Here is a 6036-nt window from a genome sequence, read left to right on the forward strand (position 1 = left end):
CCGCTTCTCTGTCATCGCCCGTCCCCCTCATAGGCGATGCCTCCACGGTAGGAGGGGAGATTCACACCGTCGCCTCCCCATGAACAGGGCCTTTGACGATGGGCTTCGACCAACCGTTTCCAGACGAACCCGCCAACTGACTGTTGTCCGGCTGCCATTGATCACGTTTTAATGACGATGAGTTTAGGCGGCCGCCGGCCCAGGGATGGGGAAGCGTGCGATCGATATTCGGGAAAGCGCGCCTGCACGGTCGTGGGATAAGTGACGGCTTGGAGTCCAGATGTATGACGAACCGGCACCGCCTCCCTCCTTCGCCGAGCGCGCCTGGAGCCTCTTACGCCAGGTGGGGACGCTTTTTCGCCGACGCTTGGTGGTGATCGTCGTTGTTGTCGCCGTCCTGATATCCACTGCGGTACTCGTGAATTACACGCAGGGATCGTGGCCATGGGGCGGCTGTGAAACAAACAGCGCGGACGTCGTCGCCATCGAAGGCGAATGCGTCGGGCTGATGGACCCAGCCGACGGGACGACGGTCCTGGGCGAGCAGTATCGCCAGATCCTGGAGGCCATCGCGGCGGAAAACCGCACGGTCGCCAAGGACAAGGACTACAGCACGATCGCGCTCATGGCCCCGATGGGGGCAGGCCCGCGCGGACTGGTCGGCGAGCGCGCCCTCCACCAGCTCGAGGGGGCGTTCATCGGTCAGTACCGCGCCAACCGTTCGGAGACGTTCCCCAAGATCCGGCTCCTGCTGGCCAACACCGGTCACGACGGCTCGAAGTGGCGGACGACGGTGCAGGCGGTGCGGAAGAATGCCGCGACGGGAGCGACGGCGAGCCCCGGACAGGTCGTCGCGGTCACCGGAATGGGCCCGAGCCAGCAGGAAAGCATCGATGCCGCACGTGCCTTGGCCAAGGATCCCGGAATCCCGATGGTCGCCGATTTCATCACTGCGGCCGGGTTCAACACCACCGGTGAGATCGACGACGGCGGACCCATTGCTGGTCTCACCCGCACCGCGGTCAGCACCTCGGCCCAGGTGCAGGCCATCGCCGAAGAGTTCAAGAAGAAGAAGGTCGGGGGGAACGCGGCCCTGATGTGGGCTGACGTGACCCCGCAGGGAACCAAGGACCTTTACGCCCGCTCACTTAAGGATGCTTTCCTCGATCCGAAGCTTGGGCTCAAGCCGTACGTCGACAGGTCCGGACTCAGTTTTCCTTTCGACCCGCGTGGCGGTCCCTCGCTCCTGCGGACCATCAGCGACACGATCTGCGGGGCCAAGACCGATATGATCTTCTACGCTGGCCGCCAGGCGTTCATGCCCACATTTCTCAAGCTGCTGCGGAGCCGGCCCTGCCGATCCACGCCCATCACCGTGGTCACCGGGGACGACGCCCAGGACCAAAATCCGAACGACCCGTCGCTGCACGACCCCGAAGCGCCCATCAAGGTGATGTTCGTGCCGCTCGCCGATCCCAAGCGGCTCGACCACCAGGACAATCCGCACCGCCAGCTCTACCGCGACTTCCGTGACGAGTTCGTGGCGCCCCACCATGGTGTGACTTTCCCCGCGGCGCATCTCGGCAGCGGGTTGGCGATCTTGGCGTATGACGCGGTGACCGCCGCGGTCACCGCGATTCAGAAGGCCGCCATCGGCGTGGACCCGTCCCAGCTCAGCCTGCCCTCCGCCGTGGCGGTGCGCGGGCAGCTCTACCTGTTCACCGGCACCAACGTCATCCGCGGCGCCAGCGGAGCCTTCACCCTCGACTCCAGGACCGGGGAACGAGTGAACGTCACCATGCCCACGCCCGTGACTATCCCATGACCACGACGATTACCGTAAGCGCCACTGCCGCGATGAGGAAGAGCAGAAGCCACCAGCGCGCGGCGGACATTCGGCTGAGAAGTACGCGCTCCAACTCCCCCGCCTCCGTGAGGCGGAGCACTGCTGTACCGATCGTGAACCGATCACCCGGTCGCAGGGTCGCATAGAGAACAGGGCGGCCGTCGATGAACGTCCCCAGACCGCTACTGTGGTCATGCAGCCGGTAGCCTGCGCTCACCTTGCGGACGGTGGCGTGCGCCGGGGCGATCCCCTCCCCGTGGATCACGATGTCGGCCGCGGGCCCGCTGCCCAGCGTGGTGGTCTCCTTCAGCGTTCCGAGGCTGGTCGGCAAGATCCTTACATGTGGCACCGTCGCCTGCGCGGTTTGCGACTGATGCCCCACAAGGCGGCCGAGCAGTTCCATAGAGGTGGGCCGCCGCGCCGGATCCTTGGCGAGGCAGTCGGCGATCAGTGAACGCAGCGGCTCGGATATCACTCCCACGTCGGGGGTCTTGGTCAGGACGCGGTTGATGATGACGGCCACGTTGTTCCCCGCGAACGGCGCCTTGCCGGTGGCCGCGAAATAGACCGTGCCTGCCCACGCGTGCACGTCGGCGGGGGGACCCACTTCGGCGTCGGCCCCTCCCACCTGCTCCGGTGCGAGATAGCCGGGGGTTCCTATGGTCGTGGTGATCGCGGCGGTCGCCTCCAGGGCCCGCGCGATTCCGAAGTCCACGACACGTGGTCCGTCCGGCCCGATGATGACATTGGCGGGCTTGAGATCCCGGTGGATGACTCCCGCGCCATGGATCGCCGCCAAGGCCGTGGCCGTATAGGTCGCCAGCCGCTCGAGCGCAGCTCCCGACAGCGGCCCGTGCGTGTCGACGAGCTCCTGCAGGGACGGGCCTTCCACGTATTCGCTCACGATGTACGGCTGGTCACCGTCGACGGCGGCGTCGATGATCATCGCCGTGTACGCCCTGGGCACCCGCGAGGCGATGGCCACCTCGTCCGCGAACCGCCTGCGCGCCCTCGGGTCGGCTGCCCCCTGCGCGTGGATCACCTTGATCGCGACCCGGCCCGCCTCGCCCTGGGCAAGGTAGACCGTGCCCTGACCGCCGACACCCAGGCGGCCGAGCACCTCGTAGGGCCCGATGCGCCGTGGCTCGCCGGTGTTCATTCAGACTCCTAACGTGACCGCGACGACGAGGGCGATCGCCGCCAGGACGACGATCAGCACCACGATTCCCCCGTGCCGGCCGCGCGAGCCATCCCCGACCGCGGACTTCCCCCGCTGCCACGCCTCGCGCAGGTTGGAGTCGGTTTCGACGTAGATGCGTTCCGGAGTGACGAGCCACCGCCACGACTCGCCCGCCGCCCGCCATCGGGCGATGTCCACCGATTCGGGTGCACCGTCCAGACACTGCCTTATCAGGCGGCGATGCCGCAATGGCAGGACCCTGGCGAGCGCGGCCTCGTCGAGCGACCACGCCTCGGCGCTCTCCTGAAGGCACCGCACGACGGCCCAGGCGAACTTGTAATAGTCCGACTCCGGGGTGAATCCGCCTTCACGGGGCAGTTTCCACTGCTCGGGATCGACCTCCGGCAAGGCACCGCGGCCTCCGACCGGTATGCAGGAGTCGCAGTCCAGCAGGTATACCGCGGGTGCCGGGTCGATGGTGAAGACGGCGTTGCGCAGTTGCAGATCGCCCACCACATATCCCTGCTCGTGCAGCCACTGCATCGTCGCGAGCAACTGGCCGAGGACGGCCAGCTTGTAGGGCGGCTCGTAGTAGCGCGTGCCGTAGTGGTCGCGTAGGGCGCTCACCCGCTCGGGCGACCGAGTGAGCTCATCCAGATGTCGTGGCACCCGGCGGGTGCGGAGCTCGACGAACATCTGCTCGGGAGCGGGTCTGATCAAGATGCCGGTGACCCGCTCGTCCCGGACCGCCGCGACCGGCCACGCACAGCGCCGATCGAGTGTCGCGCGGTCCTGCCGGGGAAGTCCACGCCGCCAGCGCACCATGGCGAGCAGAGCGTCCTCGTCCAGCCCCGTCAGCGTCTCCTCGTCGTACCGTTTGAACAGAAACCGGCCAGGGACGCCGCTGACCTCGCACGGCGCAAGGCTGCGAGCCTGACCGCCCGGGCGCAGGGAGTAGACATCGGCATCCGTGGACGGCGTCAGATCCGCTTCCTCGACCACATCTGGGGGATTCATACGTCTGCCGCCGCACTCCTGTCACAGGACGGCCGTGTCGTGACGGCCTGCCCACAACGCCAGAACGGTCCGGTCGTCATCGTAAGTCGACAGATGGAAATCCACATCGCGTAGGAAGCTGCGCAGCGTGGGCGGAGAACTCCACGATGTGACGAGCTGCTGGGCGAGTACGCTGCCGCCGCCACCCATGGCCGTCCCGAACCCGTCGCTGCACAGGACGAGCACATCGCCCGGCCCCCAATCGATCTGCCGTTCCCGCAGCTCACCAAGGTCGTCCGGCAGGGCGGACGTGACGTTGCCCGGTCGCTGCCCTTCGGGTGGGAAGATCTCGGTCCACGTCCCGTCATGGAGCCACAGCGCCGGCGAGTCCCCGATAGCCGCGCAGGCGGCGATCCCTCGTCTGCCGTCCGCGGGGATCACCCCGATCGTCAGCGTCGTGGCGGGCGGATCCGATGCTCCGGCGCTGTGTTTGCCAATGGGCTGGCCGCCGAGCCGGGCGGTGGCGCGCATGACCTCGCCGGCGACGGTGGCGAAGGCCGCGTGCCAGCCGCGGTCGGGGGTCAGGGAGAGGTTCGTGGCGGCGCGCACAGCCACCGCGGCGGCGTGTTCGGCGTGCAGCGTGCTCCCCAGCCCGTCAGCCACGGCCGCGATGACCCATCGTCCGTCCGCGCTCAGCCGTACGGCGTAGGCATCCTGCAGGGGTTCGCCGCGATATCGATGGCGCCGGCCGCGGATGCTCACGGCGCGGACCGTGGTATGCGCGAGCATGCCGCCGTCGAGTGCGACGCCTGGGGCGCGCGAGTCCGCGCCGCCCGCCAGCAGGACGGGCAGCGGCTGGGGGAGCGGACCGAGTGGTGTTCTGCCGTCGGCCGCAGTGCGGGTCCTGCGGCCGAGCAGTAACTGCCCGAGGAGTACGGCGCCGCCACCAGCGATGCCGGACAGGATCCACAGCGGCCAGCCCGACGCCGTCCCGCCGCCCTGCCGCGGACTGGGCGTGACGGTCACCGTTACCGTCGGCTCGGGCGACGGGCCAGGCTCCGCTCCCACCGGGCCGGCTCCTATGACCAGGAGTAATCCCGCCAGCGTTGCCCTGATCATCTCAGCTGCCGCATCCCGCCAGGTCCGCGCAGAACGGCCGTGTTCCTGTTGACCGAGGCGCTGATGCTGTCCGAGACGGCCTGCGCGATGCCGTGCAGCACGGTGGCCGCCCCTGTCCCGATCTCGCCCACGAAGGCCAGCACTTCGCCCCTGAGGGTGGTGGCGACCCGCCGCAGGGTGTCCTCCTGCACCGTCCCGAACCCGAGCGCCACGATGTACGGCGCCGGGTTAAGGCTCGCCAGCCGGTCGCGAGCGGGGCCCCAGATCTCGACGTCCTGATGGTTTTGGCCGACGTACGGCTCGCCGTCCGTGATGAAGAAGACAACCGGCGCCCGCACGTCGAATTGCTTGGACAGCTTCCGGTAATCCTTCTCAATGATCTTCACGAGCTCGCTGAAGACCGTCAGATAATCCGTCTGTCTGCCAGGTTTCAGGGCCGGAACCCTGATCGCGTCACACGGCCTGGTCAGCGGAAGCACCAGCTCGACCTTGTCGGAGAAGGACACCACGGCGACATGCGCGGCCTCACTGACGCCGGGATCGCCCGCCTCCAGCTCGAAAAGCAGCTCACCCACACAGTTGGAGAGAATCTCGAAGGGGGTGGGCCGCCCATCCTCGCGGGCGGTGTGCATCGAATGCGATACATCGCACACGATGTAAAAGGGGAAGGCGCGAGGGCGCCCGTTAGCCGATCTCATCGGCTTTTCATCCTGATAGGGATCACCGGTCTTTGCAAGGTTGCGAACAGAAGGATGGCTTCAGCGGGTTCCATCCGCGTCAGAGCTAATGAACCAGTCCCGGTCCGAAACACCTATCAGCCGCGGGTAGTTTGATCACCCGTTGGAAGAGGTTGGAGCAGGTGGCAGGACCACAGCAGGACCCCAAGCAGTCCCCG

The 6036-nt window shown here is 67.4% G+C and carries 5 protein-coding genes; 1 reads left to right on the forward strand and 4 read right to left on the reverse strand.

What is annotated here, in order from left to right; translation table 11 throughout:
- The first annotated feature begins 280 nt into the window (after nucleotides 1-280).
- The gene (locus tag ACTWQA_RS43880) at nucleotides 281-1825 is read left to right on the forward strand and encodes a hypothetical protein (protein WP_443164810.1); all 1545 of its coding nucleotides are present in this window, start codon (nucleotides 281-283) and stop codon (nucleotides 1823-1825) included.
- On the opposite strand, the gene ACTWQA_RS43885 is transcribed toward ACTWQA_RS43880, so the two are convergent.
- Genes ACTWQA_RS43885 through ACTWQA_RS43900 form a run of 4 tightly spaced genes read right to left on the reverse strand, consistent with a single transcriptional unit; the run spans nucleotide 1815 to nucleotide 5839 of the window.
- A complete protein-coding gene (locus tag ACTWQA_RS43885; protein ID WP_443164811.1) occupies nucleotides 1815-3005 on the reverse strand; it encodes an FHA domain-containing serine/threonine-protein kinase in 1191 nt (396 codons plus the stop codon). The two genes, ACTWQA_RS43880 and ACTWQA_RS43885, sit on opposite strands and share 11 nt — an antisense overlap.
- Nucleotides 3006-4043 carry a hypothetical protein gene (locus tag ACTWQA_RS43890; RefSeq protein WP_443164812.1) on the reverse strand — a complete coding sequence of 346 codons (1038 nt, stop codon included), beginning with the start codon at nucleotides 4041-4043 and terminating at the stop codon, nucleotides 3006-3008.
- Between the two features lie 21 nt (nucleotides 4044-4064).
- On the reverse strand, nucleotides 4065-5090 hold the full coding sequence (locus ACTWQA_RS43895; RefSeq protein WP_327586696.1) for a protein phosphatase 2C domain-containing protein: 1026 nt from the start codon (nucleotides 5088-5090) through the stop codon (nucleotides 4065-4067).
- 47 nt (nucleotides 5091-5137) lie between these two features.
- Nucleotides 5138-5839: a vWA domain-containing protein gene (locus ACTWQA_RS43900; RefSeq protein WP_305917652.1), complete on the reverse strand. Its 702-nt coding sequence runs from the start codon at nucleotides 5837-5839 to the stop codon at nucleotides 5138-5140.
- Nucleotides 5840-6036: the final 197 nt, after the last annotated feature.

Source organism: Nonomuraea sp. 10N515B (genome assembly GCF_052245915.1).
Lineage (GTDB): Bacteria > Actinomycetota > Actinomycetes > Streptosporangiales > Streptosporangiaceae > Nonomuraea.